The 23,560-nt window shown below is 70.0% G+C and carries 21 protein-coding genes and 1 riboswitch; of the genes, 14 read left to right on the forward strand and 7 right to left on the reverse strand.

What is annotated here, in order from left to right:
* Nucleotide 1 precedes the first annotated feature (1 nt).
* From ASD77_RS01785 to ASD77_RS01800, 4 genes are read left to right on the forward strand one after another with little or no spacing between them, the layout of a single operon-like run.
* Nucleotides 2-256: a WGR domain-containing protein gene (locus tag ASD77_RS01785; RefSeq protein ID WP_055936474.1), complete on the forward strand. Its 255-nt coding sequence runs from the start codon at nucleotides 2-4 to the stop codon at nucleotides 254-256.
* A gap of 19 nt (nucleotides 257-275) precedes the next feature.
* Nucleotides 276-1,346 (forward strand): uroporphyrinogen decarboxylase, encoded by a 1,071-nt coding sequence (gene hemE / locus ASD77_RS01790; RefSeq protein WP_055936477.1) that lies wholly within the window; start codon nucleotides 276-278, stop codon nucleotides 1,344-1,346.
* A gap of 31 nt (nucleotides 1,347-1,377) precedes the next feature.
* On the forward strand, nucleotides 1,378-2,013 hold the full coding sequence (locus tag ASD77_RS01795) for a hypothetical protein (RefSeq protein WP_055936481.1): 636 nt from the start codon (nucleotides 1,378-1,380) through the stop codon (nucleotides 2,011-2,013).
* Nucleotides 2,014-2,017: 4 nt separating this feature from the next.
* Nucleotides 2,018-2,497, forward strand: coding sequence for a hypothetical protein (locus tag ASD77_RS01800; protein ID WP_055936484.1), 480 nt, complete (start codon nucleotides 2,018-2,020; stop codon nucleotides 2,495-2,497).
* Nucleotides 2,498-2,502: 5 nt separating this feature from the next.
* Here the strand turns inward: ASD77_RS01800 and ASD77_RS01805 are convergent, their stop codons facing one another.
* A complete protein-coding gene (locus tag ASD77_RS01805) occupies nucleotides 2,503-3,471 on the reverse strand; it encodes a hypothetical protein (RefSeq protein ID WP_156383425.1) in 969 nt (322 codons plus the stop codon).
* The gene (locus tag ASD77_RS01810) at nucleotides 3,468-7,046 is read right to left on the reverse strand and encodes a hybrid sensor histidine kinase/response regulator (protein WP_055936490.1); all 3,579 of its coding nucleotides are present in this window, start codon (nucleotides 7,044-7,046) and stop codon (nucleotides 3,468-3,470) included. Before ASD77_RS01810 ends, ASD77_RS01805 begins: the two co-directional genes overlap by 4 nt.
* 114 nt (nucleotides 7,047-7,160) lie before the next feature.
* On the opposite strand from ASD77_RS01810, the gene ASD77_RS01815 reads away from it, so the two are divergent.
* Genes ASD77_RS01815 through ASD77_RS01825 form a run of 3 tightly spaced genes read left to right on the forward strand, consistent with a single transcriptional unit; the run spans nucleotide 7,161 to nucleotide 8,990 of the window.
* Nucleotides 7,161-7,835: a YceI family protein gene (locus ASD77_RS01815; protein ID WP_055936494.1), complete on the forward strand. Its 675-nt coding sequence runs from the start codon at nucleotides 7,161-7,163 to the stop codon at nucleotides 7,833-7,835.
* A complete protein-coding gene (locus ASD77_RS01820) occupies nucleotides 7,832-8,443 on the forward strand; it encodes a cytochrome b (protein ID WP_055936497.1) in 612 nt (203 codons plus the stop codon). Before ASD77_RS01815 ends, ASD77_RS01820 begins: the two co-directional genes overlap by 4 nt.
* The gene (locus ASD77_RS01825; protein ID WP_055936500.1) at nucleotides 8,430-8,990 is read left to right on the forward strand and encodes a YceI family protein; all 561 of its coding nucleotides are present in this window, start codon (nucleotides 8,430-8,432) and stop codon (nucleotides 8,988-8,990) included. The genes ASD77_RS01820 and ASD77_RS01825 overlap by 14 nt, the downstream gene beginning before the upstream one ends.
* A 12-nt stretch (nucleotides 8,991-9,002) precedes the next feature.
* Here the strand turns inward: ASD77_RS01825 and ASD77_RS01830 are convergent, their stop codons facing one another.
* Nucleotides 9,003-9,479 carry a hypothetical protein gene (locus ASD77_RS01830; protein WP_156383426.1) on the reverse strand — a complete coding sequence of 159 codons (477 nt, stop codon included), beginning with the start codon at nucleotides 9,477-9,479 and terminating at the stop codon, nucleotides 9,003-9,005.
* A complete protein-coding gene (locus ASD77_RS01835) occupies nucleotides 9,476-9,700 on the reverse strand; it encodes a glutaredoxin family protein (protein WP_055936506.1) in 225 nt (74 codons plus the stop codon). Before ASD77_RS01835 ends, ASD77_RS01830 begins: the two co-directional genes overlap by 4 nt.
* A 72-nt stretch (nucleotides 9,701-9,772) precedes the next feature.
* Between ASD77_RS01835 and ASD77_RS01840 the strand changes: the two genes are divergently transcribed.
* The 4 genes from ASD77_RS01840 (at nucleotide 9,773) to ASD77_RS01855 (ending at nucleotide 16,021) form a co-directional block, all read left to right on the forward strand.
* Nucleotides 9,773-11,155, forward strand: coding sequence for an L-serine ammonia-lyase (locus ASD77_RS01840; protein WP_055936511.1), 1,383 nt, complete (start codon nucleotides 9,773-9,775; stop codon nucleotides 11,153-11,155).
* Entirely contained in the window at nucleotides 11,152-11,589 is a 438-nt protein-coding gene (locus tag ASD77_RS01845; RefSeq protein WP_200947347.1) for an NUDIX domain-containing protein, read from the forward strand. The genes ASD77_RS01840 and ASD77_RS01845 overlap by 4 nt, the downstream gene beginning before the upstream one ends.
* Nucleotides 11,590-11,928: 339 nt before the next feature.
* A complete protein-coding gene (locus tag ASD77_RS01850) occupies nucleotides 11,929-14,964 on the forward strand; it encodes a ligand-binding sensor domain-containing diguanylate cyclase (protein WP_082563067.1) in 3,036 nt (1,011 codons plus the stop codon).
* A 55-nt stretch (nucleotides 14,965-15,019) separates the two neighbouring features.
* The gene (locus ASD77_RS01855) at nucleotides 15,020-16,021 is read left to right on the forward strand and encodes an alpha/beta hydrolase (protein WP_055936520.1); all 1,002 of its coding nucleotides are present in this window, start codon (nucleotides 15,020-15,022) and stop codon (nucleotides 16,019-16,021) included.
* Between the two features lie 106 nt (nucleotides 16,022-16,127).
* Here the strand turns inward: ASD77_RS01855 and ASD77_RS01860 are convergent, their stop codons facing one another.
* The 3 genes from ASD77_RS01860 to ASD77_RS01870 are packed head-to-tail and all read right to left on the reverse strand — an operon-like array spanning nucleotide 16,128 to nucleotide 19,461.
* Nucleotides 16,128-17,198: a homoserine dehydrogenase gene (locus ASD77_RS01860; RefSeq protein ID WP_055936523.1), complete on the reverse strand. Its 1,071-nt coding sequence runs from the start codon at nucleotides 17,196-17,198 to the stop codon at nucleotides 16,128-16,130.
* Nucleotides 17,195-18,418, reverse strand: coding sequence for an O-succinylhomoserine (thiol)-lyase (locus tag ASD77_RS01865; protein ID WP_055936526.1), 1,224 nt, complete (start codon nucleotides 18,416-18,418; stop codon nucleotides 17,195-17,197). Before ASD77_RS01865 ends, ASD77_RS01860 begins: the two co-directional genes overlap by 4 nt.
* Nucleotides 18,415-19,461 carry a homoserine O-succinyltransferase gene (locus ASD77_RS01870; protein ID WP_055936529.1) on the reverse strand — a complete coding sequence of 349 codons (1,047 nt, stop codon included), beginning with the start codon at nucleotides 19,459-19,461 and terminating at the stop codon, nucleotides 18,415-18,417. The genes ASD77_RS01865 and ASD77_RS01870 overlap by 4 nt, the downstream gene beginning before the upstream one ends.
* A gap of 91 nt (nucleotides 19,462-19,552) precedes the next feature.
* Nucleotides 19,553-19,669: riboswitch (SAM riboswitch) on the reverse strand.
* Between the two features lie 113 nt (nucleotides 19,670-19,782).
* Between ASD77_RS01870 and ASD77_RS01875 the strand changes: the two genes are divergently transcribed.
* The 3 genes from ASD77_RS01875 to ASD77_RS01885 all read left to right on the forward strand — a co-directional run bounded on the left by ASD77_RS01875 (nucleotide 19,783) and on the right by ASD77_RS01885 (nucleotide 23,501).
* Nucleotides 19,783-20,877, forward strand: a complete 1,095-nt coding sequence (locus ASD77_RS01875) for a hypothetical protein (protein WP_082563068.1) — start codon at nucleotides 19,783-19,785, stop codon at nucleotides 20,875-20,877.
* Complete coding sequence (locus ASD77_RS01880) at nucleotides 20,874-21,800, forward strand: M23 family metallopeptidase (RefSeq protein WP_082563214.1); 927 nt, start codon at nucleotides 20,874-20,876, stop codon at nucleotides 21,798-21,800. Before ASD77_RS01875 ends, ASD77_RS01880 begins: the two co-directional genes overlap by 4 nt.
* A gap of 84 nt (nucleotides 21,801-21,884) precedes the next feature.
* On the forward strand, nucleotides 21,885-23,501 hold the full coding sequence (locus ASD77_RS01885) for a peptide chain release factor 3 (protein ID WP_055936537.1): 1,617 nt from the start codon (nucleotides 21,885-21,887) through the stop codon (nucleotides 23,499-23,501).
* Nucleotides 23,502-23,560 lie beyond the last annotated feature (59 nt).

The raw sequence follows: 23,560 nt of genomic DNA on the forward strand, positions 1-23,560 counted from the left end.
CATGCGCGTCTTCCTCCAGCAACGCCCCGACGCGGGCGAAGCGCCCCGCTACGTCCAGCTGACCCTGCAGCCCGATCTGTTCGGCGGCTGGGAGTTGCTGCGCGAAACGGGCCAGATCGGCGGCCGTGCGGCGCTCAAGCGCGAGCAATACCTGCTGCAGGACGAGGCCAATGCCGCGTTCGAGAAGGCCCGCGACAGCCACCTCAAGCGCGGCTTCCAGCTGATGTTCGCCCGCGGCGCCGACGCGCCCAAGTAACCCTTTTCGGATTCCCCCGATGACCGCTTTGAAGAACGACCGCTTCCTGCGCGCGCTGCGCCGCGAACCCGTGGACCGCACGCCGGTGTGGCTGATGCGCCAGGCCGGCCGCTATCTGCCGGAGTACCGCGCCACCCGCAAGGAGGCCGGTAGCTTCCTGGGCATGGCGAAGAATCCCGAGATCGCCTGCGAAGTGACCCTGCAGCCGCTGCGCCGCTTCGACCTGGATGCAGCCATCCTGTTCTCCGACATCCTGACCATCCCCGACGCCATGGGCCTGGGCCTGTACTTCGTCGAAGGCGAAGGCCCGAAGTTCGAGCGCACCGTGCGCAGCGCGGAAGACGCCGCGAAGCTCGCCGTGCCGGACATGGAAACCGAGCTGCGCTACGTGATGGACGCGGTGCGGGTGATCCGCCGCGAGCTGGACGGCAAGGTGCCGCTGATCGGCTTCTCCGGCAGTCCGTGGACGCTGGCCTGCTACATGGTCGAAGGCGGCGGCAGCAAGGACTTCGCCCGCATCAAGGCGATGGCGCTGAACGATCCGGCCACGCTGCACCGCCTGCTGTCGGTCAACACCGATGCCGTCATCGCCTATCTGTCCGCGCAGCGCGCGGCCGGCGCGCAGGCCCTGCAGGTGTTCGACACCTGGGGCGGCGTGCTGTCGCCGTCGATGTACCGCGAGTTCTCCCTGCCTTACCTGCAGCGCATCGCGCGCGAACTGGACCGTGGCGAAGGCGCCGGGAAGGCGCCGCTGATCCTGTTCGGCAAGGGCACGGCGGCATATCTGGAAGACCTGGCCGCCAGCGGCGCCGACGGCGTCGGCGTGGACTGGCTGGTCGAACTGGGCGAGGCCGCGCGCCGCACCCAGGGCAAGGTCGCGCTGCAGGGCAACCTGGACCCGGCCACGCTGTACGGCGCGCCCGAGGCGATCCGTCGCGAAGTCCGCCGTGCGCTGGACAGCTACCGCGACGGCAACGGCGGCTCGCGCGACGGCCACGTGTTCAACCTCGGCCACGGCATGTCGCCGGACATGAATCCCGACCACGTCGCCGTGCTGGTGGACGAAGTCCACGCCTACAGCGCACGTTGACGCCACCCGCTCTTCCCGCCGGAGTGACGCAATGGAATGCCGCCACCTGCTTGCCATCGCCACCGCCGTCCTGCTGCTGGTCGCGGGCGCACGTGTCCGTGCCGGGGAGGTGGATGCACCGCGCGTGCTGCACGTGGCCGGCGGTGATTTTCCCGCGCTGGTGATGGTGGTGCCGGACGAGCACGCGGTGCACGGACGGCAGGCGCCGCCCACCTGCGAGCGCATCCGTGCGCGCCGCGTGGACGAACTGGCGCCAGGATGGCGGACCCGCGTGTCGCGCATCGAACTGGACTGCGAGGACACGCTGGCCGACGACGCACAAGAGCGCCTCACTGCGGTGACCGCGCGCGCGTTGCTGCAGCCCGACCGCGTGCAGCTTGCCGGCTTGCCGGTGGCCGAGGTGCGACTGATGGACTCGCAGCGCTGGGGCGACCACCAGTACGTGCTGGCTGCGCCGTTCGCCGCCGCCGGCCCGGCGATCCGGCGGTTCGTCGAGGACAGCTGCCTGGCCCGGACGCTGGCCGATGAAGCGCCCGCCACCGCCTGCACCATGCTGGAGGCCGACGACGGCCTCTACCTTCCCACCTCCGATGCCGGCGGCATCTGGATCCACGTCGATCCCGACGATGCCGCCCGCACCCTCTATGTCGAAGCCTGGGCGGACTGACCCGATGCGTGTTTCCCTGCTTTCGCTGCTCCTCCTTGCGCCAACCACCCAGGCCGCCCCACCTGCGCCGTTCACCGGCCAGTACGGCCATGGCGCGACCGCCGACCGCGACGAGGTGGTCTGGATCGTGCAGGGTGAAGCGCCGTCGTGGCGCCTCACCCGCACCGCGGACGAGGAGCAGGTGGACGCGCAGCGGATGGGCGCGCGCGGCCGCGAGGCGTTCTGGACCCGCATGGACTGGCCCGCCGACAGCAGCACGGACGCGGACTGCCTGACCTGGGGCGAGAAGCCGGCGTCGCTGCAGGACCTGCTGGCAGACACGCCGCCGGCGCCGGTGGCGACGGGCGACGACTACGGCCTGGGCGTGCTGTGCCACGTGCCGGCATCGGCGCGCGCGCGCATCGACTGGCTCGCGGGCAATGCCAGCGACTGGTTCTACTACGACCCGGTCGCGGGCGTGATGGAAGTGCGCCGGCTGCGCTGAGCCGGTCAGCCCACGCCGGAGCGCGGACTGCCCAGGCGCGGCGTGGTGCCGTCGGCATCGCCTTCCGGCAACCGGTACTCGAAGCGGATCTCGCGCATGCCCTCGGGCACGTCCGGCGTCATGTCCTCGGGCGGGTTGCAGCCGGCGATCCAGCGACCGCTCGCGCTGTACGCCATGAATTGCGCGATGACCGCCTGGCTCGACCGCGTATCCACTGCCTCGACGCGATCGGCGAAGCCCACCGCCTGTGCCGCGCCGTCGCCGCCGATGTTCACCAGCGCCCCCGCCGCGTTGGGATCGGGCGCCGCGACCTGCACGATCGGCGGCGGCAGCCAGCAGTCGCCCGTGCTGTACAGCCGGCTTTCGCGCACCAGCCGGACCGTGAAGTCCTTCAGCTCGGCATGCAGACCCTCGGGCGTGTGCGCCGCTTCGTCGCCGCTGTAACGGCCCTTGATGTAGTACAGGTCCTTCGCCAGCAGGCTCATCGCCGACGCATAGCGTGTGCCGTCGCGGGCGAGCATGAAGCCTGCGGAGTACAGGGTGGCGTGCCGGCGATCCTTGTCTCCGGAGAGCGCGATCTGCGACGTCTCCAGTTCGCCCGCCGGCAGCCCGCCGTTCCCCGGCAGCGCGCGGATGCCGTCCACGGTTCCCTGTGCCATCGCACGCACGCGCTCATCCGGCACGACACCAGCCGGGTAGAAATAGACGTCGATCCAGCGGTCGCGCAGGTCGCCATGCTGGTAGCGCACCGAGGCGCCCGCCTCGGCCTGTTCGTACAGGTGTTCGTCGCGAGCGACCCACTGACCGATCGTCAGCGGATACAGGATGCGGCTCTCCTGCAGGAAGCCGCCGAGGAACGGGCGCTCGGCCTGCGTGTCCGCCGCTGCCGCAGGTGCCGACGCGAAGAGTGTTGCCAGCCCACAGGCGACCCCCATGAGGATGCCGCGTGCCTTCCGGTTTCGTCCCTGGATCATGTGGGCTCTCCCTGTTGACCCTCCCCCGAGGCTGTCGCCGCCCCCCTCACGTTGACGATCGCCGCGGCCAGCATGTCGCCGGTCACCGGCTTGCGGACGAAGTCGTCGAATCCCGCCTGTCGCGCCAGCGGCTCGGCTTCGGCATCGGTGCGCGCGGTCAGTGCGATCAGCGGCGTGGTCACGCCGTGCAGGCGCAGCTGGCGCGCCAGGGCCATGCCATCCAGGCCCGGCAGGTCAAGGTCGAGGAAAGCCACGTCGAACACCGTGGAGACCACCTCGGAGAGCGCGGCCAGGCCATGCGGCGCGTGCGTCACCCGGTGGCCGCGCGCGCGCAGCAGGCCGGCCACGACCTCGGCGACGGTCGCATCGTCCTCTACCAGCAGGATGTCCAGCGGCCCGACCGGCGCCGGGGCGTGCGCCGTATCCACGACGGACGACGCATGCGCTTCGCCCTGCGCCAGCGGTTGCAGCGCGGGCAGGTCCACCGAGAACCGCGTGCCGCGGCCCGGCGCACTGTCGACCTCGATCTGCCCGCCCATCGCCACCGCCAGTTCCTGGCAGATCGCCAGGCCGAGGCCGCTGCCGCCATAGCGGGCCGTGGTCTGCGCGCCTTCCGCCTGCTCGAAACGCCGGAACAGCCGGGCCTGCTGCTCGGCGTTGATGCCGGGGCCGGTGTCGCCGACGGTCAGACGCACGCCGTGCGGCGACAGCGGGAGCGCATGCAGCGAAACATGGCCCGTCTCGGTGAACTTGATCGCATTGCCCAGCAGATTGAGCAGGATCTGCCGCAGCCGCAGCGGATCGCCGCGTACCAGGTGCGGTACGCCGGCGGCGATGCCGTCATGGAAGGCGAGCCCGCGCTTGCCGGCCACCGGCCCCATCAGCGCGGCCACGTCGGCCAGCAGCGCATGCAGGTCGAACTCGACCTGCTGCAACTCCAGCTTGCCCGCTTCGATCTTCGCCAGGTCCAGCGCGTCGTTGACCAGGCGCAGCAGGTGCGTGCCGGCGCGCTGGATGGCATCGGCATAGCCCTTCTGCCGCTCGTCCAGCGGCGTGGCCTGCAACAGCTCGGTCATGCCCAGCACGCCGGTCATCGGCGTGCGGATCTCGTGGCCGAGCGTGGCCAGGAAGCGGGTCTTGGCCAGAGACGCCTGTTCGGCCAGTTCGCGCTTGTGTTCGGCCAACTGCCAGGCGCTGCGGCGGCTCACCCGCCGCCGGTACGCGGCGCCGGCCATCAGCAGCAGCACCACGCCCAGCACCGCGAACAGCGCCATGCCCCACGGACTGCGCCACCACGGCGGCAGCACGTGCACCGGCAGCACGAGTTCGCGCGAGGCGTTGCCGGCGGCGTCGTAGGCCTGCACGCGCAGGGTGTAGCGGCCCGGCGTGAGCGTGGAGAACACGCGTTCGCCACTGGCGCCCTGCTCGAGCCAGCTGCTGTCGAAGCCTTCCAGCCTGGAGCGGTAGCGGTTGCCCAGCGGATTCTCGTAACTCAGCAGGCGGGTGCCGACCAGCAACTCGTGGTCGTCGGGCTGCAGCACCAGCGGCTGGTCGATCCGCAGCGGCCTTATGTCGTCGCCACGGCTCACCTGCAGGCTGTCCAGCACCAGGTTCGGAGTCACCGGCCGCGGGTCCGGCAGGTGCGTGTCGAGCAGCGCGACCGAACCATCCGCGGCCGTGCTCGCCAGCAGACCGTCCACCGTCATCAGCAGGCCGCGGTCGTTGAGTTCCTGGCTCAGCAGGCCTTCGCGCACGCCGAAGTTGCGCAGCAGCGCGCGCGAGCCCTGCAGGTTGGGATCGATGCGGAACAGCCCGCGGCGCGTCCCCAGCCACACGCGCCGCTGCGGATCGACCGCCAGGCCGGTCGACTCGAGGGCCGGCAATCCTTCTGCGGCTCCGATGCGGCGCTCGCGTAGCCAGCGTCCGCCCTGGCGGCGCCAGGCCTCCACGCCAGACATACGGTGCAGCCACAGGCGGTCGGCATGTTCGAAGGCGAAGGCGTAAACGCGCTCACCGCCCATCGCGTCCATCGCGACGAAGCGCTGCGTCGCCGCGTCCCAGGCCATCATGCCGGCGGCACCGCCCAGCCAGACGCGCCCGTCCGGCGACACCGCGAGGCCTTCGATGTCAGGCAGGCCGCTGCCGTCGTCCTGCTTGACGAGGGTGCGCAGCACGCGACCGCTGGTCAGATCGCGCTGCTGCACGCTGCCCATCTGCGACACCAGCCACAGGGTGTTGTCCGGCGCTTCGACCAGCCAGTCGATCGAGGTACTGTCGGGCACCGCGTCCTCGCCGCCCTGCCCCCACTGCCGCAGGGCGCCGGTGCGGGGATCCACCCGGATCAGGCCGCTGCGATGGCCGATCCACAGCAGGCCATGGCGGTCCTGGCGCAGCGAGGTGATCCGCAATTCGCCCAGCAGCGCGGCGTGATGCGGCAACGGCGTCACGTGTCCGCCGCGCGTATCCAGCCGTTCCACCTTGCCGGTGCTGCTGGCGATCCAGATGCCGTCGGCGCCGGCCTGCGACAGGCCCCGGTAAAGCCCGCCCCCCAATCCCTGCGCGGACGAGAACGCCGCGATCCGCCGCCAGTCCGATCGCAGATAGGCCAGACCACGCGTCGGCACCGGTACCCACAGGCCACCGTCCGGCAGCGCCAGCACGGTCTGCAGCACGCGGCCGATGCCCACGTTCTGCGCGTCGTAGTTCACCGGCGCCGGTGCGCGGTCGCCTTCGGTACGCCACAGGCCGCCCTGGCTGGCGAGCCAGTACTCGCCCTGGCCATCGCTGGTCATCGCGATCAATGCATTGGGCCGCGCGAACATCGGCGACCACGGCGGCGACATCCAGCCCACGTCCGGCGACCAGCGATGCACGCCGTCGGAAGCACCCACCCACACCGCGTCCGCATCGGCGGTCACCGAATAGATGATCAGGCCATCGCCGCCGGGCAACGCCAGCCGGCGCAGTTGCCCGCCCTCGTAACGGGCCAGCCCGCCCATGGTGCCGACCCACAGCACGCCCTTCGCATCGAAGGCCAGCGACAGCACGTTGTCCGATGGCAGGCCATCCTCGCCTTCCACGACGGCGGCGAAGCGGATGATCGTGCCGTCGGCTGCCAGCCGGTGCAGGCCGCCGCCGAAGGTGCCGAACCACACGTCATCGCCGCGGCTGGTGATGGCGAACACGTCATCGCTGCCCATCTGCGGATGCTGCGCCTGGCGGTAATGGCGGAACCCACGACGGTCGGCCTCCATCACGCTGAGGCCGCCGTTCTCGGTAGCCACCCAGATGCGGTCGCGCGCATCGATATGCAGCGCCTGCACCACGTTGCCGGCCAGCGAGGCGGGATCGGCCGGATCGTGGCGCCAGACCCTGAAGCTGACGCCGTCGTAGCGCGCCAGGCCGTCCCAGGTGGCGATCCACAGATGCCCTGCGCGGTCGCGCGCCAACGCGGGAATGGTGGTGGAAGGCAGGCCGTCACCGGCACCGAGCAGACGGAAGCGCGGGATCTCGGGCACGGCGGCGGGCGCGGGCGCACACAGCAGGCAGAACAGCAGCAACCACCACGCACGCATCGCCATTCCTGCCCGCCCCTCGTTCCGTGGTCGCCCCTGCCGGGCATCGTCGCAACGGACCGTTGCAGGCGCAAGCGGGGTATCTTCATGGGCCGGCCCCTAGAATCCGTCCCCATGCCCGGATCCACCGCCCGTCGCGCGCTGTTGCGCTTCCTCTGCCTGCTGGCGTTGCTGCCTGCGGCGGCGTTCGCACGCGACACCCTCGCCGAGTACACGCTGGACCCGGTGCACACGCGGGTGATGTTCGCCATCTCGCACGCCGGCTTTTCCAACGCACTGGGCACCGTGTCCGGCAGCACCGGCACCGTCGTGTTCGATCCGGACGACTGGACCCGCGCGCGCGTCGATGTCCGCGTGCCGATCGCACGCGCCGACCTCGGCGATGCCGACTGGAACAAGGCCACGCTGGCGAAGTCGCTGCTGGATGCCGAAGGCCATCCCGAGGCCCGCTTCGTCTCGACCCGGGTGGAACCGGTCGATGCGACCCACGCGAAAGTGCATGGCGACCTCAGCCTGCGCGGCGTGACCCGCGCGGTCGTCCTCGACGTCACCCTCAACGCCGCCAAGCGCCATCCCATGCCGCCGTTCCGGCGCACCGTGGGCTTCACCGCGACCACGACCCTCAGCCGCGCCGACTTCGGCATCACCGCGTGGAAATCGGTGATCGGCGACGAGGTGGCGCTGCGCATCGAAGCCGAGGCCACCTACGACGGCAAGGCCGACGAGGAAACCGAGATGGAAACCGCCCCTGCCCTGCCCGCACCCGCCAGCCCGGAGCCGACGCCATGACCCTGAAGAACACCGACGACCGCTGGGGCGCCGTCAGCCAGTTGTTCCACTGGCTTATCGTGGTGCTGATCCTGGTGATGGCCTACCTGGGCCTGACCATGGGCGACCTGCCGAACGGGCCGCGCAAGATCGACATCTATGCGCTGCACAAGTCGATCGGCCTGACCATCCTGGCGCTGGTGGCGCTGCGCGTGCTGTGGCGTCTGTACGCGGGCGCGCCGGCGCCGGTTGCCGGCACGCCGACCTGGCAGCAACGTATCGCCTCGGTGACGCATGTCCTGCTGTATGCGCTGCTGTTCGCCATTCCGCTGTCGGGCTGGGTGCTGAATTCGTCGGCCGGCTATCCGCTGCAGTGGTTCAAGCTGTTCAACCTGCCCGCCATCACCGGACGCAGCGACGGCGTGCACGAGGCGGCCGAAGGCGCGCACGAACTGCTGTTCTGGGTACTGGTGGTGCTGGTGCTGGCCCACGCCGGCGCCGCGCTGTACCACCATCTGTTCCAGGGCGACGCCACGTTGCGCCGCATGTTGCCGGGCAAGCGCGCCACCGCTGCCGCCCCGATGCCCTCTCCCCCCGTCCCGCAGGATTCCCCCGATGAAAACCGCTGACCGCGCGCGCCTGGCGCTTGCTTCCCTGCTGCTGGCCGCCACGCCGGCCCTGGCCGCCGACTACGTGCAGGCGCCGGGCTCCACGCTGGTGTTCGCCAGCAACTACCAGGGCGAGACGTTCACCGGCAAGTTCGGTGGCTTCACCACCACGCTGAGTTTCGATCCGGCACAACTCGCCACCAGCAAGCTCGATGTCGCCATCCAGCTCGCGGGCACGCAGACCGGCAATGGCGACCGCGATGGCACGCTGGTGTCGGCCGACTTCTTCAACGTGGCCAAGTTCGCACAAGCGCGCTATACGGCGACCAAGTTCCGCGCGCTGGGCGGCAACCAGTACGCGGCAGACGGCACGCTGTCGCTGCGCGGCGTCAGCAAGCCGGTCACGCTGACCTTCACCTGGACACCGGGCGCGCAACCGGTGCTGGCCGGCAAGGCGACGGTGAAGCGGCTGGACTTCGGCGTGGGCGGCGGCGAGTGGGCCGACACGTCGACGATTCCGAACGAGGTCGCGATCAGTACGAAGGTCGTATTGAAACCCAAGCCCTGAGGCAGGACGGCGTCAGCCGGCCGGTACCGGCGGAATCCCGAAACATCCGCGCCGGCCCGCCGCGTCGGTGAGGCAACCACGATGACGGCCGGGCACGCGCGCGGCTTCGTCGTCGGCACGGACGACCAGGCCGAACACCTCGCCCGTCCGGGTCAGCAGCACGGCTTCCCAGATCGTGTCGTGGCCACCCAGCTGCAGGAACGTGCGCGCACCGTCGTCCGCTGTGTGCAGCGGCGCATCCGCGGCGTCGCGCAGCATGCGGCGCAGATTCTGCAGATCGAGACGGGCCGGTGCGCTGGTCACCGCCTTCAGCAGCACGATGCGCTCGATGCTGTCCACCGGCAGCACCTGCGCCAGCGTGCGTCCCTCCCACGCAAACGTGCCGGACGAACCGGCGCCGGCCTTCGCCAGGTCGACATCGGCCGCCGCGGCGCTTCCCGAGGCCATGCCCAGCAGCGCGACCCAGCGGGACAGACCGCCCAACGTCATGACAGCCAGGCCTTCACGCGGTCCGCACTGAACGGCCAATCCAGTTCCGCACCCGTGTCGCTGCGATGCAGCACCGGCACGCGGATACCGTAACGCGCTTCCAGCGCTTGGTCGTCATCGATGAAAACGCTCTCGAACTCGGGAATGCGCGCCTCGGCGAGCACGTCCAGCGCCAGGTCGCAGAGATGACAGTCGTCGCGTTGATAGAGGATCAGGGGCATGGCGGCTGAGGAATGAGAGGCGTCCGGCGTCTACGTGCTTAGAATAGCGGCCTTTCCGCGGTGGTTCGCAGCATGGCAGTCAGCACGTTCGACCTGTTCAAGATCGGCATCGGGCCGAGTTCGTCGCACACCGTGGGGCCGATGCGGGCGGCGGCGCGCTTCGTCGCGCGCTGGCTGGTCGATGCCGACCGCCTGCAGGACGTGGTGCGCATCCGCGCCGAGGTGTTCGGTTCGCTGGCGCTGACCGGGCGCGGGCACGGTACCGACAAGGCCGTGCTGATGGGGCTGGAAGGCCACTATCCCAACGAGATCGACCCGGACGTCATCCCGCCCGCACTGGAGCGCATCCGCAGCGACAAGCGCATCCTGCTGGGCGGCACCCACGAAGTCGCCTTCGACGAGAAGCGCGACCTGCTGATGAACAAACGGCAGAAGCTGCCGTACCACACCAACGGCATGCGCTTCACCGCCTTCGACGCGAACGACGAGGTGATCGCCACGCGCGATTACTACTCGGTCGGCGGCGGCTTCGTGGTCAATCAAGATGATGCCGCGGTGGACCGCATCGTCGCCGACGAAACACCGCTGCCGTACCCGTTCAAGAGCGGCGACGAGTTGCTGGCGCAGTGCCAGCGCAGCGGACTGAGCATCGCCGCGATGATGTTCGAGAACGAGAAGGCGTGGCGCGGCGAAGAGGAGATCCGCCACGGCCTGCGCGCGATCTGGAACGCGATGCAGTCCTGCATGGAGCGCGGCATCCGGCAGGAAGGTACGCTGCCGGGCGGCCTGCATGTCTCGCGCCGCGCGCCTGCGCTGCATCGCGAACTGTCGAGCAAGCCGGAGGCCGCCATGCGCGATCCGCTGACGGTGCTGGACTGGGTCAATCTGTACGCGCTGGCGGTGAACGAGGAGAACGCCGCCGGTGGCCGCGTGGTCACCGCGCCCACCAACGGTGCGGCCGGCATCATCCCGGCGGTGCTGCACTACTACGACCGCTTCTGCCCCGGCGCCAGCGAGCAGCGTGTGTTCGACTTCCTGCTGACCGCCGCGGCCATCGGCATCCTCTACAAGGAGAACGCCAGCATCAGCGGCGCCGAAGTCGGCTGCCAGGGCGAAGTGGGCGTGGCCTGTTCGATGGCGGCCGGCGGACTGGTCGCCGCGCTGGGCGGCACGCCGAGCCAGATCGAGAACGCGGCCGAAATCGGCATGGAACACAACCTCGGCCTGACCTGCGACCCGATCGGTGGCCTGGTGCAGATACCCTGCATCGAGCGCAACGCGATGGGCGCGGTGAAGGCCATCAACGCCAGCCGCATGGCGATGCGCGGCGATGGCAAGCACAAGGTCTCGCTCGACAAGGTCATCAAGACCATGCGCGACACCGGGCGCGACATGCAGGACAAGTACAAGGAAACGAGTCGCGGTGGGTTGGCGGTGAATGTGATCGAGTGTTGAACGAGGACATCGTCAACGAACGGGGTGAACGGCTGCTCTCCATTGTCGCCAGCGATTTTGCCGTGCTACCCGCCTTCGCCCTGGTGATCGCCACCCTCGACGACGACGTGGTGCTCGTGCACAACCCGAGACGCGCGGTGTGGGAGTTGCCGGGCGGTTTCGTGGACGCGGGGGAGACCGCCGATGCCTGTGCAGGTCGCGAGTTGCGGGAGGAATCGGCCCAGTGCGTAGCCGATCTGCACGGCGTGGCTGACATTGTGATCAGTCTCCCTGACGGCACTGCGCGACGTGGTCGGGTCTTCCGCGGCACAGTCACACAATGGCGACCCTTCGTACCCACCGTCGAGGCGGATGATTGCCGGACCTGGCGCGCAAGCGCGCTTCCCGTTCGAACGTCCGCCATTGACGCTTACCTGGTGCGGCATCTGACCTGACAGCGGGCCACCCAGCCCGTGTAGCCCGGGTAAGCGGAGCGCACCCGGGGTCCGACTTGCCGACGCGCGTCCCGGGTGCGGCCTTCGGCCTGACCTGGGCTACGTGGCCCCGACCACGTTGGCCACCCACCTGCACCATCCCCGTTATTCCGGCCACGGAGTGACGACACGCCGGCCCGGGCACTCGCCCCTTTAGGCCTGCAGAACCGCGCCGATACCGTTCTTGGTAAACCTACTTACCGGAGACGCGTTCTGTCCGAGCACCTGGACAAGAACCGCCGCGGCACGCCCTGGTGGCGGCGTCGACTGGCGGCCTGGTGCCTGCCCCTGCTGGGCGGGATGGCGGCGCTTTGCCCGCCCGCGCAGGCGTTGGACCCTTCCAAGTCGTTCCACCACTACGTGCGCAACCACTGGGCGCTGGAACAGGGCCTGCCCCAGCTCAGCGTGCTGGCCATCGCCCAGGACAAACCCGGCTACCTCTGGTTCGGTACCCAGGCCGGGTTGAGCCGCTTCGACGGCGTGCGCTTCACCAACTTCGACCTCGACAACACCCCGGACCTGCCCAGCACCTGGATCCAGGCCCTGCATACCGACCGCGAAGGCCGCCTGTGGATCGGCACCCCGCAGGGACTGGCCGTCCGCGACGGCAACCGCATCAAGACGCTGTCGCTCGCCCCCGGCGAGGCCGCCGGCGTCGTCGACGTGCGCGCCCTCGCTCGCGACGTCCGCGGCCGCCTGCTGCTTGCCACGCCTCGCGGCGTCATGGTCGTGGTGGCCGACCGCCTGCAGACGCTGCATCCGATCGACGACGGCGGCGCGCTGGCACTGCACGTCGACGACACCGGCACGCTCTGGGTCGGCGCACGCGGACGCGTGCATGCCTTCGACGGCACCGGCGAACGCGTCCAGACGCTTCCGGCCGGTGCATCGCTCGCCACGGTCACCTCGCTGGCCCGCCACGATGGCCGCCTGTGGGCCGGCTGCGACACCGGCCTGTTCGTGCTCGACGGCGCGCACTGGCGACGCGACCCCACCGTCGCGCCCGTCGCCGGCGGCGTGCAGGCGTTGCACGAAGATCGCGACGGCATCCTGTGGGCCAGCACCCGCGACACCCTGTACCGGCTGCAGAAGGGCCGCCTGCTGGAGCGGATCGACGCGACCGGGCCTTTGGCGGAGATCCGCGCATTCTATGAGGACCGCGAGTCCAATCTGTGGCTGGGCAGCAACAGCGAAGGGGCCAGCCGGACGTGGAATGGCTGGACCCGCCGCTACAGCCGTGCGGAGGGCCTGCGGCAGCCATTGCTGTGGTCCATCGCACAGGCGCCGGATGGCCGCGTCTGGGTGGGCAGCGACGACGGCGTGAGCGTGCTGGAGAACGGCCGCTTCCGCTCGCTGGTCAAGGGCAGCGAGCTGCCGCACCCGGCCGCCTACAGCCTGCTGCCCGAGCACGGGCAGACCTGGATCGGCACGCGCGACGGCGCCGCGCTGTATCGCGATGGCCGCATACAGCGGCCGCGTGCGCTGGCAGCGATGGATGCCGCACAGGTGAACGGCATCGTGCGCGACCGCCATGGCCGGTTGTGGTTCGCGACCAGCACCGGCCTGTACCGATGGCAGGACGGCGAGCGTCTGCACCACTACGGCGAGCGCGCCGGCCTGCGCGACGTGCGCGTGCGCGTGCTGCTGGAAACGCGCGATGGCCGCTTGCTGGTCGGCACGCAGAGCGGGCTGTACGAATTCGTCGACGAGCGCCTGGTCGCGGTTCCGCTGACCGGAACGGGACTGGACGCATCGCATATCGTCTCCCTGCACGAACTGGCCGGCGGACAGTGGCTGGCCGGTGCGCTGTCGGAGGAAATGATGCTGCTGTTCGACGGCCGCCGCTGGACGCGCCTGGACAAGGCGCGCGGGATACCGGCGAATGCGCCGTTCTTCTTCGCCGAGGACACCCGCGGTTTTCTGTGGGCAGGCGGTCTGCGTGGCATCTACCGGGTGTCGGTGGCCGACCTGCTGGGCGCCGCCGATAACCCCACGTTCAAGGTGACTGCGCGGACGCTGCTCAACGAGCGCGGCGACCGCCACGGCGGCCAGAAGGGAGACTGCTGCAACGGCGCCGGCAACAGCCGCGGCTTCATGGCCGACAACGCGCTGTGGCTGCCGACCCGCGACGGGGTGGTGGTGATGGCGACCGACCAGCCCTTGGCCAACGACTATGTGCCCGAATCGGTGATCGAACGCGTGCAGGTGCAGGGACAATGGCGACCCGCCGAACGCGCGACGGAATGGGCACTGCCCAGCGCCGCGCGCGACCTGCGCTTCGAGTTCACTACGCTCAGCTTCCAGGCGTCGGACCATATCGACATCCGCTATCGCCTGAGGGGCTACGACGACGACTGGAAGCTGCTGGACGACCCGCACCAGCGCAGCGCCACCTACACCAACCTGCCGGCGGGCCATTACGTGTTCGAGGTGCTGGGCACCAACAACAGCGGCGTATCCGGACGCGCCGCCGCCACGCAGGCCTTCGCCATTACACCCTACTTCTATGAAAGCGCGTGGTTCTACCTGTTGCTGGCCATCGCGCTGGGCATCCTGGTACTGCTGTCCAACCGCTGGGTGCTGCGCCGCCACCACAACCGCCGCGTGGCGCTGGAGCGCCTGGTGCAGCAGCGCACGCGCGACCTGCAGCAGGCCAACCGGCAACTGGAGGCGATCAGCCTCACCGATCCGCTGACCGGCTTGCACAACCGCCGCTACCTGACCCGGCAACTGCCCGCCGACATCGCCTATTACCAGCGCACGCCGGGCTTCGCCGCCGGCGTGGACGTGCTGGCGTTCGCGCTGCTCGACATCGACCACTTCAAGTCGATCAACGACGGCCACGGCCACCAGGTCGGCGACCATGTGCTGCAGACGGTGGCGCACCGCCTGCGCACGCTGTCGCGAGATGGCGACTACGTCATCCGCTGGGGCGGCGAGGAATTCCTGATGGTGTTCCGGCCCATGCCGCGCCACGAACTGCACGCGCTCGGTCGCCGCATCTGCACGGCAATCGCCGCCGAACCGGTGGAGGTGTCGGGCGCGCGGCTGCAGGTGACTGCGTCGCTGGGACTGATCGGCTATCCGCCGTTCCCCGACGCACCCGACCTGCTGGGCTGGGAGCAGCTGGTCTCGCTGGCGGATCGCGCGCTTTACGACGTCAAGGCGCATGGCCGCAACGGCTGGGCCCTATACGAAGCGACGCCGCTGCCGTTGCCGTCGCTCGATCCCGACCTGCTGCGGCGCGACCCCGGCGAACTGGTCCGCCGCGGCCATCTGGTGCTGCGTGGCCCGCATCATCCGACGCCTTCGCCGCCGGCACCGCCGCGGGTGTGACGGCGCCGCGACACCCTCGCGTTACGATGGCCTGCCCTGTCGCGGAAGCGCCCGCATGAAGATGTTTCCCTCGATATTCGCCACGGCGGCGTTTCTGCTGGCTGCCGCCACGGCGCACGCCAGTTCTCTGCCGACCTATGGCGCCCGCCTGGAAGGCTTCGACTATCCGCATCCGGTGCGCACGTACGCGTTCACCTCGCAGGCGCAGCCGCTGGAGATGGCGTATCTCGACATCGCGCCGGCCACGCCGAACGGCCGCACCGTCGTGCTGCTGCATGGCAAGAACTTCTGCGCGGCCACCTGGGAAGCGGCGATCGCCGCGCTGGTCGACGCCGGTTACCGCGTGGTCGTGCCGGACCAGATCGGCTTCTGCAAATCGAGCAAGCCGCCGGGCTACCAGTATTCGTTCGGCCAACTGGCGGCCAACACGCACGCGTTGCTCGCCTCGCTGGGCATCGAGCGTGCGGTGATCGTCGGCCACTCGATGGGTGGCATGCTCGCCGCCCGCTATGCGCTGCAGTATCCGGCGGCGACGGAACGGCTGGTGCTGGTCAATCCGATCGGGCTGGAGGACTGGAAGGCCGAGGGCGTGCCGTGGCGCAGCGTCGACGCCTGGCACGCACGCGAGCAGAAGACCTCGTTCGACAGCATCCGCGACTACCAGCGCACCGTGTACTACGGCGGCGAATGGAAGCCCGCGTACGAGCGCTGGGTGCGGATGCTCGGCGGCATGTACGCCGGTGAGGGACGCGAGGTGGTGGCGTGGAGCCAGGCGCTGACCTCGGACATGGTGTTCAGCCAGCCGGTGGTCCATGAACTCCCGCAGATCGCGGTACCGACCACGCTCTTCATCGGCCAGAAGGACCGTACCGCCATCGGCAAGGACCTCGCCTCGCCCGAAGTGGCGCAACGCATCGGCGACTATCCGGTGCTCGGCAAGCGCGCAGCGGCGGCGATCCCGGGCGCAACGCTGGTGGAGTTCGCCGAGCTGGGCCACTCGCCGCAGGTCGAGGATCCGGCGCGCTTCAACGGCGCCCTGCTCGACGCGCTGCAGTGAGACGGGACATGCAGGAGTGAGCGGAGAGGAGTGAGGACTGAGTGAAAGCGCTTGCTCCTGCCTCCCCGCGCCGCCGGCTCACTCCTCACTCCTCACTTCTCTCGACTCACTCGCCGATCGCAAGCACGTCGTCCAGCAGCGCGGCGGCGGTGACGTCGGCACCGGCACCCGGCCCCTGGATGACCAGCGGCTGGTCGGGATAGCGGTCGCTGTAGATCGCCACGCGATTGTCGGTGCCGCCGCCACCGCAGAGCGGATGGTCCAGCGGCAACGCCTGCAGGCCGACACTCGCCCGTTCGGCATCGAAGCGGCCGATGAAACGCAGGCGCGCGCCGTTGCGGTAGGCCTCCTTGAACCGCGCGGCCAGGGGCGCGTCCAGTTGCGGCAATGCCGCGTCCAGCGCAGGCAGCGGCAGCGCGGCCAGTTCCGCCGGCACCAGCGAATCCACGCGCACGTCCTCGGCCTGCAACGGCAGCCCGGCGGCGCGGGCGAGGATCAGCAGCTTGCGGCGCACGTCTTCGCCGGACAGGTCCAGCCGCGGGTCGGGTTCGGTGTAGCCGGCCTGCCGCGCCTGGCGGACGAAGCCGGAAAACGCGCGCATGCCGTCATAGTGGTTGAACAGCCACGCCAGCGAACCGGACAGCACGCCTTCGACACGATGGATGCGGTCGCCGCCAGCGACCAGCGCGCGCAGGCTGCGCAGCAGCGGCAGGCCGGCGCCGACGGTGGCGGCATCGCCGTAGCGGGCGCCGGAGCCGGCGCGCGCGCGCGCGATGGCCTGCGCGCGAGACCATGCACCGCCGACACCGAGCTTGTTGGCCGTCACCACATGCACGCCACGCGACAGCCATTCGGCATGCCAGTCGGCGACGCTGTCGCTGGCGGTCGCATCCACCACGATGTCGCCCGCCCGCAGCGCCTCGCCCTCCGCCCACGGCGGCACGTCGCCGTCATGGGCGGCGGACAGGTTGGCAGCCTCCAATGCCTCCCGGGCCGAGCGTCCGCAGGCCTGCAGCGCGCGCGAGTTGGCCAGCCAGGCCAGCGCCGGCACGGGCAGCGCGCGTTCCTGCAAGCGCTCGTAGCGCGCCACGAACGCACTGCCCACCACGCCGGTGCCGAGCAGCGCCAGCTTCGGCGCGGTACGCGGCGCGGTCGCGAGCCGGACGACGGTGCTCATGCGTCGGCGAGTTTGCGTTTGGATTCCGCGGCAACGGCCTCGGCGCGCGCCAGCGCGGCGCTGAGGTCGGCCAGCAGGTCGTCGGTCGCTTCGATGCCGACCGACAGGCGCAGCAGGCCATCGGTGATGCCGGCCTTGGCGCGCGCTTCCGGGGTCATCGCCGCATGCGTCATCGTGGCCGGGTGCGCGACCAGGCTCTCCACGCCGCCCAGCGATTCGGCCAGGGTGAAGTAGCGCAGGCCGTCGACGAAAGCGCGCACCGCGTCTTCGCCGCCCTCCAGTTCGACGCTCAGCATGGCGCCGAAGCCCTTCTGCTGGCGCGCCGCGACGGCGTGGCCCGGATGCGCGGCCAGGCCGGGGAAGTAGACCTTCGACACTACCGGGTGCGCGTCCAGCAGCGCGGCGATGGCGTTGGCGTTCTCCTGGTGCGCACGCAGGCGTGCATCCAGCGTGCGCAGGCCACGCAGGGTCAGAAAGCTGTCGAACGGCGAACCGGTCAGGCCCAGCGCGTTCGCCCACCACACCAGCTGCTGGTGCGTGTCGGCATCACGGGCGATCACCGCGCCGCCGACCACGTCGCTGTGGCCGTTGATGTACTTGGTGGTGGAATGCAGCACCACGTCGGCGCCGAAGGCGATCGGCGTCTGCAATGCCGGCGACAGGAAGGTGTTGTCCACCACCGTGCGCGCGCCGGCCTTGTGCGCGGCGTCGATGACGAAGCGCAGGTCGGTGATCCGCAGCAGCGGGTTGGACGGGGTTTCGATCAGCACCAGCTTGGGCGACTGCGCCAGCGCGTCGGCCAGCGAGCGCGGATCAGTCAGGTCGGCGGTGATCAGCTCGAAGTGGCCCTTCTTCGCCAGCGCGTTGAACAGGCGCCAGCTGCCGCCGTAGGCGTCGTGCGGCACCACCAGGCGGTCGCCCGGCTCCAGCAGCGCGTTCAACACCAGCGTGATGGCGCCCATGCCGGTGGCGGTGATGACGGCACCGGCACCGCCTTCCAGGTCGGCCAGCGCTTCGGCCAGCAGGTCGCGGGTGGGGTTGCCGCTGCGGGTGTAGTCGTATTCGCGCTTCTGCGCGAAGCCGGCGAAGCTGAAGTTCGACGACAGCACGATCGGCGGCGTCACCGCGCCATAGGCGGTGTCGCGGTCGATGCCGGCGCGCACGGCGGCGGTGGCGGGACGACAGGGCGCGTCGGTATCGGTGGGGGCGTAGCTGCTCATGCGAGGTCTCCGGCGGCGCGCAGGGCCGAGGTGAGGATGGAATCGATGCGGTCGGTTTCTTTCAGGAAGGCGTCGTGGCCGTACGGCGAGCGCAGCACGCGCAGCTGGCCCAGCGTGCCGAGGCCTTCGACCAGCGACACGGAATCGGACAGCGGCACCAGGCGGTCGCCTTCCACCGCGACCACCAGCGTGGGCACGCGGACATCGGCGGGATCGACGCGGTGGAGGTCGATGGATTCGGACAGGCGTACATAGGCGGTCACCGGCGTGCGCGCCACGTACTGCGCGCCGGCGGCGTCCAGGTAATCCTCGGCGGCCACGCGCACGCGGCCGTTGACGATCTCCGGGGCGGCATCGAAGCGCTCGCCGAATTCTTCCGGGGTGCGGTAGCTGAGCATGGCGAACTGGCGCGCCAGCGACAGGCCCTGCGCATCGGCGCATTGCAGCTGGCCCAGCGTCACCGCACGGCGCTGCAGGGCACGCCAGGCGGCGGCATACGGATGCGCGCGGTGCGCACCGCTGACGGCGACCAGCGTCTTCAGGCGCTCGGCGTGGCGCACGGCGAACTGCAGGCCGACCAGCGCGCCGTAGGAATAGCCGACGAAGGCCTCCAGCCGCGCAACGCCCAGCGCCGACAGCAGCCTGGCGATGGCGTCGGCCTGGTCGGCGGTGTCGATGGGCGCGTCGAGGCGGCCGTCGGCACCGACGAAGTCGAAGGCGAGCAGCTGGCGCTGCGACGGGTCCAGCGCGCGGTCCGCGCCGACCAGCTCGTTCAGCCAGCCGCTTTCGGCAAACACCCCACTGGCCGCCAGGTGGCGATGCGCGGAGATGCCGCCGGCGACGAACACGACCGGCGCGCCGGCCGGCCCCTGCAGTTCGTACCGCAGGGTCACCGCACGCGTGCCGGCGTGGCGCATGGCCAGTTCCACCACCACTTCGCCGCGCAGCGCGCGCGGACCGTCGTCCTGCGTGGACGGGAACGGAAAACCGTCGATCGACGACGGTTCGGGCAGGCGGTTCAGGGCGGGACTGGCGTAACTCATGGCGGCATCCGGTGGGCGTGATCCCTTGCGGGACGGGACTGCACCACCGAGCTTCGCGGAGCTCGCGTTCGCCGTGCTGAGGACACGGTACGAACCATCTTCCGGCAGACGCTGAGGTCCCCGCAGGATTTGGCACCACCACGGCGCTTGCGCGTCGCTGGCTGCCCCGGCTTCTTCGGGCCTGTCCCTCTGCCGGTCTCGATGGTGGACGGACTTTGCCCGCCTCTGCCGCGGATGTCAATCGCTTTATTCGGATGAAGCGATGAATATTGACGGCGGTCGCGCTGCCGGCCGGTGCGGCAATGCCGCATAATTCCTTACATGACATTGAAATCCGTCCTTGGCGCTCTCTGCGTGGCCTGCCTGGCCGCCTGCTCCACCGCCCCGCTGCACACCTCCACCCCACCCGCCCCGGCCCCGAAAACCGCCGCCGATGCGGTCATCGCGGAGGTCTGGGTCTCCGAACCCGTCGCCGGCGACGAGCTGGACTCGCTGGTCGCCTGGCCCACCGAAGACGGCCAGGTCTGGCTGATCGCCACCGCCAAGGCGACCCATCGGCTGGCCCTCTACGATGCCGACAGCGGCCAGCGACTGCGCACCGTGGGCGGACCCGGCAGCGCCGTGGGCCAGTTCAACCGACCCAACGGCATCGCCGTGTTCGGCGATCTGCTGTTCGTGGCCGAACGCGACAACCATCGCGTGCAGGCGTTCCGCCTGCCCGAGTTCGCGCCGCTCGGCGCGTTCGGCGCCGACGTGCTGCGCTCGCCCTACGGCCTGTGGGTGCACGAGGCGGCGCCCGGCGAGCTCGAGCTGTTCGTCACCGACAGCTACATGGCCGACTTCCGCACCATGACCCTGCCGCCGATGGCGGAACTGGACGGCCGGGTGAAGCGGTTCCGGGTGCGGGTGGAGGACGGCGGCACGCTGGAAACCCAGCTGCTCGGCCAGTTCGGCGATACCGGCCCCGCCGGCGCGCTGCGCATGGTCGAGTCGATCGCCGGCGACCCGGCGCACGGGCGCCTGCTGGTCGCCGAAGAGGACCGCCGCGTAGGGTCCACGCTGCGCGATTACCGGCTGGCCACCGGCACCTACAACCGCCACAGCCTGCCGGTGTTCGACGCCGATGCCGAGGGCATCGCGCTATGGTCGTGCAGCGCCGACAGCGGCTACTGGGTGGCGGTGGACCAGTTGACGCCCACCCGCTTCCGCCTGTTCGAGCGCGCCACGCTGGCGCCGGCCGGCGTGTTCTCGGGCAACGTGACCGCCAACACCGACGGTGAGACCGTCTACGCCATGCCCACTCCGCGCTTCCCGGCCGGCGCGCTGTTCGCCCTCCACAACGACGTGTCGCTGGCGGCCTTCGACCTGCGCGACATCGCCCGCGCGCTCGACCTGCAAGGCGATTGTCCGCGGTGAAGGCGCGCCTGCTGGCCCTGGCCTGCGGCGTCGCCGTGCTGGTCGGCAGCGTCGGCGGGGCGGACGCCGCCCGCCTGTACCGCTGGAAGGACAAGCAGGGCTACACCCAGTACGGCGACCAGCCGCCCCCGCCGGAGCAGCTGGCCGGCAGCGGCCTGGACGTCATGCGCTTCCGCAATCCGCCCAGTGCGCTGGTGCGGCTGCGCCTGGAGAAACAGGGCGCGCGCTACGAAGCCTGGGCCGACAACCTGATGCACGGGCCGGTGGAAGTGCAACTGGGCTTCCGCCGCCAGCGCGATGTGCGCAGCGCCCCCGCCCTGCCCGCCCGTGCGGTGGTGCCGGCGCGCAGCAGCGTGCGGGTCGCCGACATCAGCGTGACCGATCCGCTGCGCGGCGGCGATTTCGAGCTCACCCTGGACGGCATGCCCGGCGATCCGGCCAGCCAGCCGCAGGACTACGAGTACCGCCTGCCGTTCGACTACGGCCGCGTGCGCGTGGACCAGGGGCCGGGCGGACGCTTCAGCCACAGCGACGCGCAGAACCTGCACGCCATCGATTTCGCCGTGCCCGAAGGCACGCGGATCGTCGCCGCACGCGAAGGGCTGGTGATGCAGGTGGAGTCGGACTTCGACAAGGCCGGCCTGAACCGCGAAAAGTACGGCGGCCGCGCCAACTTCATCCGCATCCTGCACCCCGACGGCAGCATGGCGCTGTACGCCCACCTGAAGGCCGAGGGCGCCCAGGTGCGCGTGGGCCAGTACGTGAGCAAGGGCCAGTACATCGGCCTGTCCGGCAACACCGGCTTCTCGACGGCACCGCACCTGCACTTCGTGGTGCAGGCCAACCGCGGCATGCGGCTGGAATCGGTGCCCTTCCGCATGTTCGGGCCGTTGGGGCAGCTGCAGTTCCCGGCCAGCCGCTGAGCCCACCCCGGCGATCCGGCCGGCGCAGCCCGCTATAATCGCGCCCTTCCCTGCTTCCGCCACGCCCGTCCGGGCGCCCGCCCCATGTCCGATCCGAACAGCCCCGTGGCGCCCGAAGCGGCACGTCGCCGCACTTTCGCCATCATTTCCCACCCCGACGCCGGCAAGACCACGCTGACCGAGAAGCTGCTGCTGTTCGGCGGCGCGATCCAGATGGCCGGCTCGGTGAAGGGCCGCAAGGCCGCGCGCCATGCGACATCCGACTGGATGGCGCTGGAAAAGGAGCGCGGCATCTCAGTGACCTCGTCGGTGATGCAGTTCCCGTACGAAGGCAAGATCGTCAACCTGCTGGACACGCCGGGCCACGCCGACTTCGGCGAGGACACCTACCGCGTGCTCACCGCCGTGGACAGCGCGCTGATGGTCATCGACGTGGCCAAGGGCGTGGAAGAACGCACGATCAAGCTGATGGAAGTCTGCCGCCTGCGCGACACGCCCATCATGACCTTCATCAACAAGCTGGACCGCGAGGGCAAGGACCCGATCGACCTGCTGGACGAAGTGGAAAGCGTGCTCGGCATCCAGTGCGCGCCGGTCACTTGGCCGATCGGCATGGGCCAGCGCCTGAAAGGCGTGGTGCACCTGCTGACCGGCGAGGTGCACCTGTACGAGCCGGGCCGCAACTTCACCCGCCAGGATTCGACGATCTTCCCGTCGCTCGACGCGCCCGGCCTTGCCGAGAAGATCGGCGAGGAGATGCTGGCGCAGCTGCGCGACGAACTGGAACTGGTGCAAGGCGCCAGCCATCCGTTCGACAAGCAGGCGTATCTCGAGGGCAAGCAGACGCCGGTGTTCTTCGGCTCGGGCGTCAACAACTTCGGCGTGCAGCCGCTGCTGGACTTCTTCGTCGAGCACGCGCCGTCGCCGCAGCCGCGCGAGACCACCGGCCGCAAGGTGCAGCCGGCGGAGAACAAGCTGACCGGCTTCGTCTTCAAGATCCAGGCCAACATGGACCCGCAGCACCGCGACCGCGTGGCGTTCATGCGCGTGTGTTCGGGCCGCTTCGAGGCCGGCATGAAGACCTTCCACGTGCGCACCGGCAAGGAGATGAAGCTGGCCAACGCGCTGACCTTCATGGCCAGCGACCGCGAGATCGCCGCCGAGGCGTACCCGGGCGACGTGATCGGCATCCACAACCACGGCACCATCTCCATCGGCGACACCTTCACCGAGGGCGAGGCGCTGTCGTTCACCGGCATCCCGAACTTCGCGCCGGAACTGTTCCGCCGCGCGCGCCTGCGCGACCCGCTCAAGCTCAAGCAGTTGCAGAAGGGTCTGGCCCAGTTGAGCGAGGAAGGCGCCACCCAGTTCTTCCGTCCGCTGATGAGCAACGACCTGATCCTCGGCGCGGTGGGTGTGCTGCAGTTCGACGTGGTGGCGTACCGGCTGAAGGACGAGTACGGCGTGGATGCGTCGTTCGAGAACGTCAGCGTGGCCACGGCGCGCTGGATCCGCTGCGACAACGCGAAGAAGCTCGAGGAATTCCGTGACAAGAACGCCATGAACCTGGCGCTGGACGCGGCCGGCGAGCTGGTCTACCTGGCGCCGACGCGGGTGAACCTGCAGCTGGCGCAGGAACGCGCGCCGGACGTGCAGTTCCTGGCGACCCGCGAGCACGCCCACAGCGTCGACCTCGGCTGACGGCGCTTCTGCAGGAGCGGCGCCAATCTCGACCGAGCGGCCGAAGAAGGCAGACACGG

Source organism: Pseudoxanthomonas sp. Root65 (assembly GCF_001427635.1).
Lineage (GTDB): Bacteria > Pseudomonadota > Gammaproteobacteria > Xanthomonadales > Xanthomonadaceae > Pseudoxanthomonas_A.

What these genes read in the sequence shown, in the direction of transcription:
- ASD77_RS01815 (WP_055936494.1), top strand. Translation starts at nt 7,161, where the DNA reads ATGCCCGGATCCACCGCCCGTCGCGCGCTGTTGCGCTTCCTCTGCCTG.
- ASD77_RS01870 (WP_055936529.1), bottom strand. Translation starts at nt 19,461, where the DNA reads ATGAGTTACGCCAGTCCCGCCCTGAACCGCCTGCCCGAACCGTCGTCG.
- ASD77_RS01785 (WP_055936474.1), top strand. Translation starts at nt 2, where the DNA reads ATGCGCGTCTTCCTCCAGCAACGCCCCGACGCGGGCGAAGCGCCCCGC.
- ASD77_RS01810 (WP_055936490.1), bottom strand. Translation starts at nt 7,046, where the DNA reads ATGCGTGCGTGGTGGTTGCTGCTGTTCTGCCTGCTGTGTGCGCCCGCG.
- ASD77_RS01855 (WP_055936520.1), top strand. Translation starts at nt 15,020, where the DNA reads ATGAAGATGTTTCCCTCGATATTCGCCACGGCGGCGTTTCTGCTGGCT.
- hemE (WP_055936477.1), top strand. Translation starts at nt 276, where the DNA reads ATGACCGCTTTGAAGAACGACCGCTTCCTGCGCGCGCTGCGCCGCGAA.
- ASD77_RS01860 (WP_055936523.1), bottom strand. Translation starts at nt 17,198, where the DNA reads ATGAGCACCGTCGTCCGGCTCGCGACCGCGCCGCGTACCGCGCCGAAG.
- ASD77_RS01805 (WP_156383425.1), bottom strand. Translation starts at nt 3,471, where the DNA reads ATGATCCAGGGACGAAACCGGAAGGCACGCGGCATCCTCATGGGGGTC.
- ASD77_RS01835 (WP_055936506.1), bottom strand. Translation starts at nt 9,700, where the DNA reads ATGCCCCTGATCCTCTATCAACGCGACGACTGTCATCTCTGCGACCTG.
- ASD77_RS01825 (WP_055936500.1), top strand. Translation starts at nt 8,430, where the DNA reads ATGAAAACCGCTGACCGCGCGCGCCTGGCGCTTGCTTCCCTGCTGCTG.
- ASD77_RS01850 (WP_082563067.1), top strand. Translation starts at nt 11,929, where the DNA reads ATGGCGGCGCTTTGCCCGCCCGCGCAGGCGTTGGACCCTTCCAAGTCG.
- ASD77_RS01800 (WP_055936484.1), top strand. Translation starts at nt 2,018, where the DNA reads ATGCGTGTTTCCCTGCTTTCGCTGCTCCTCCTTGCGCCAACCACCCAG.
- ASD77_RS01865 (WP_055936526.1), bottom strand. Translation starts at nt 18,418, where the DNA reads ATGAGCAGCTACGCCCCCACCGATACCGACGCGCCCTGTCGTCCCGCC.
- ASD77_RS01885 (WP_055936537.1), top strand. Translation starts at nt 21,885, where the DNA reads ATGTCCGATCCGAACAGCCCCGTGGCGCCCGAAGCGGCACGTCGCCGC.
- ASD77_RS01795 (WP_055936481.1), top strand. Translation starts at nt 1,378, where the DNA reads ATGGAATGCCGCCACCTGCTTGCCATCGCCACCGCCGTCCTGCTGCTG.
- ASD77_RS01830 (WP_156383426.1), bottom strand. Translation starts at nt 9,479, where the DNA reads ATGACGTTGGGCGGTCTGTCCCGCTGGGTCGCGCTGCTGGGCATGGCC.
- ASD77_RS01840 (WP_055936511.1), top strand. Translation starts at nt 9,773, where the DNA reads ATGGCAGTCAGCACGTTCGACCTGTTCAAGATCGGCATCGGGCCGAGT.
- ASD77_RS01820 (WP_055936497.1), top strand. Translation starts at nt 7,832, where the DNA reads ATGACCCTGAAGAACACCGACGACCGCTGGGGCGCCGTCAGCCAGTTG.
- ASD77_RS01875 (WP_082563068.1), top strand. Translation starts at nt 19,783, where the DNA reads ATGACATTGAAATCCGTCCTTGGCGCTCTCTGCGTGGCCTGCCTGGCC.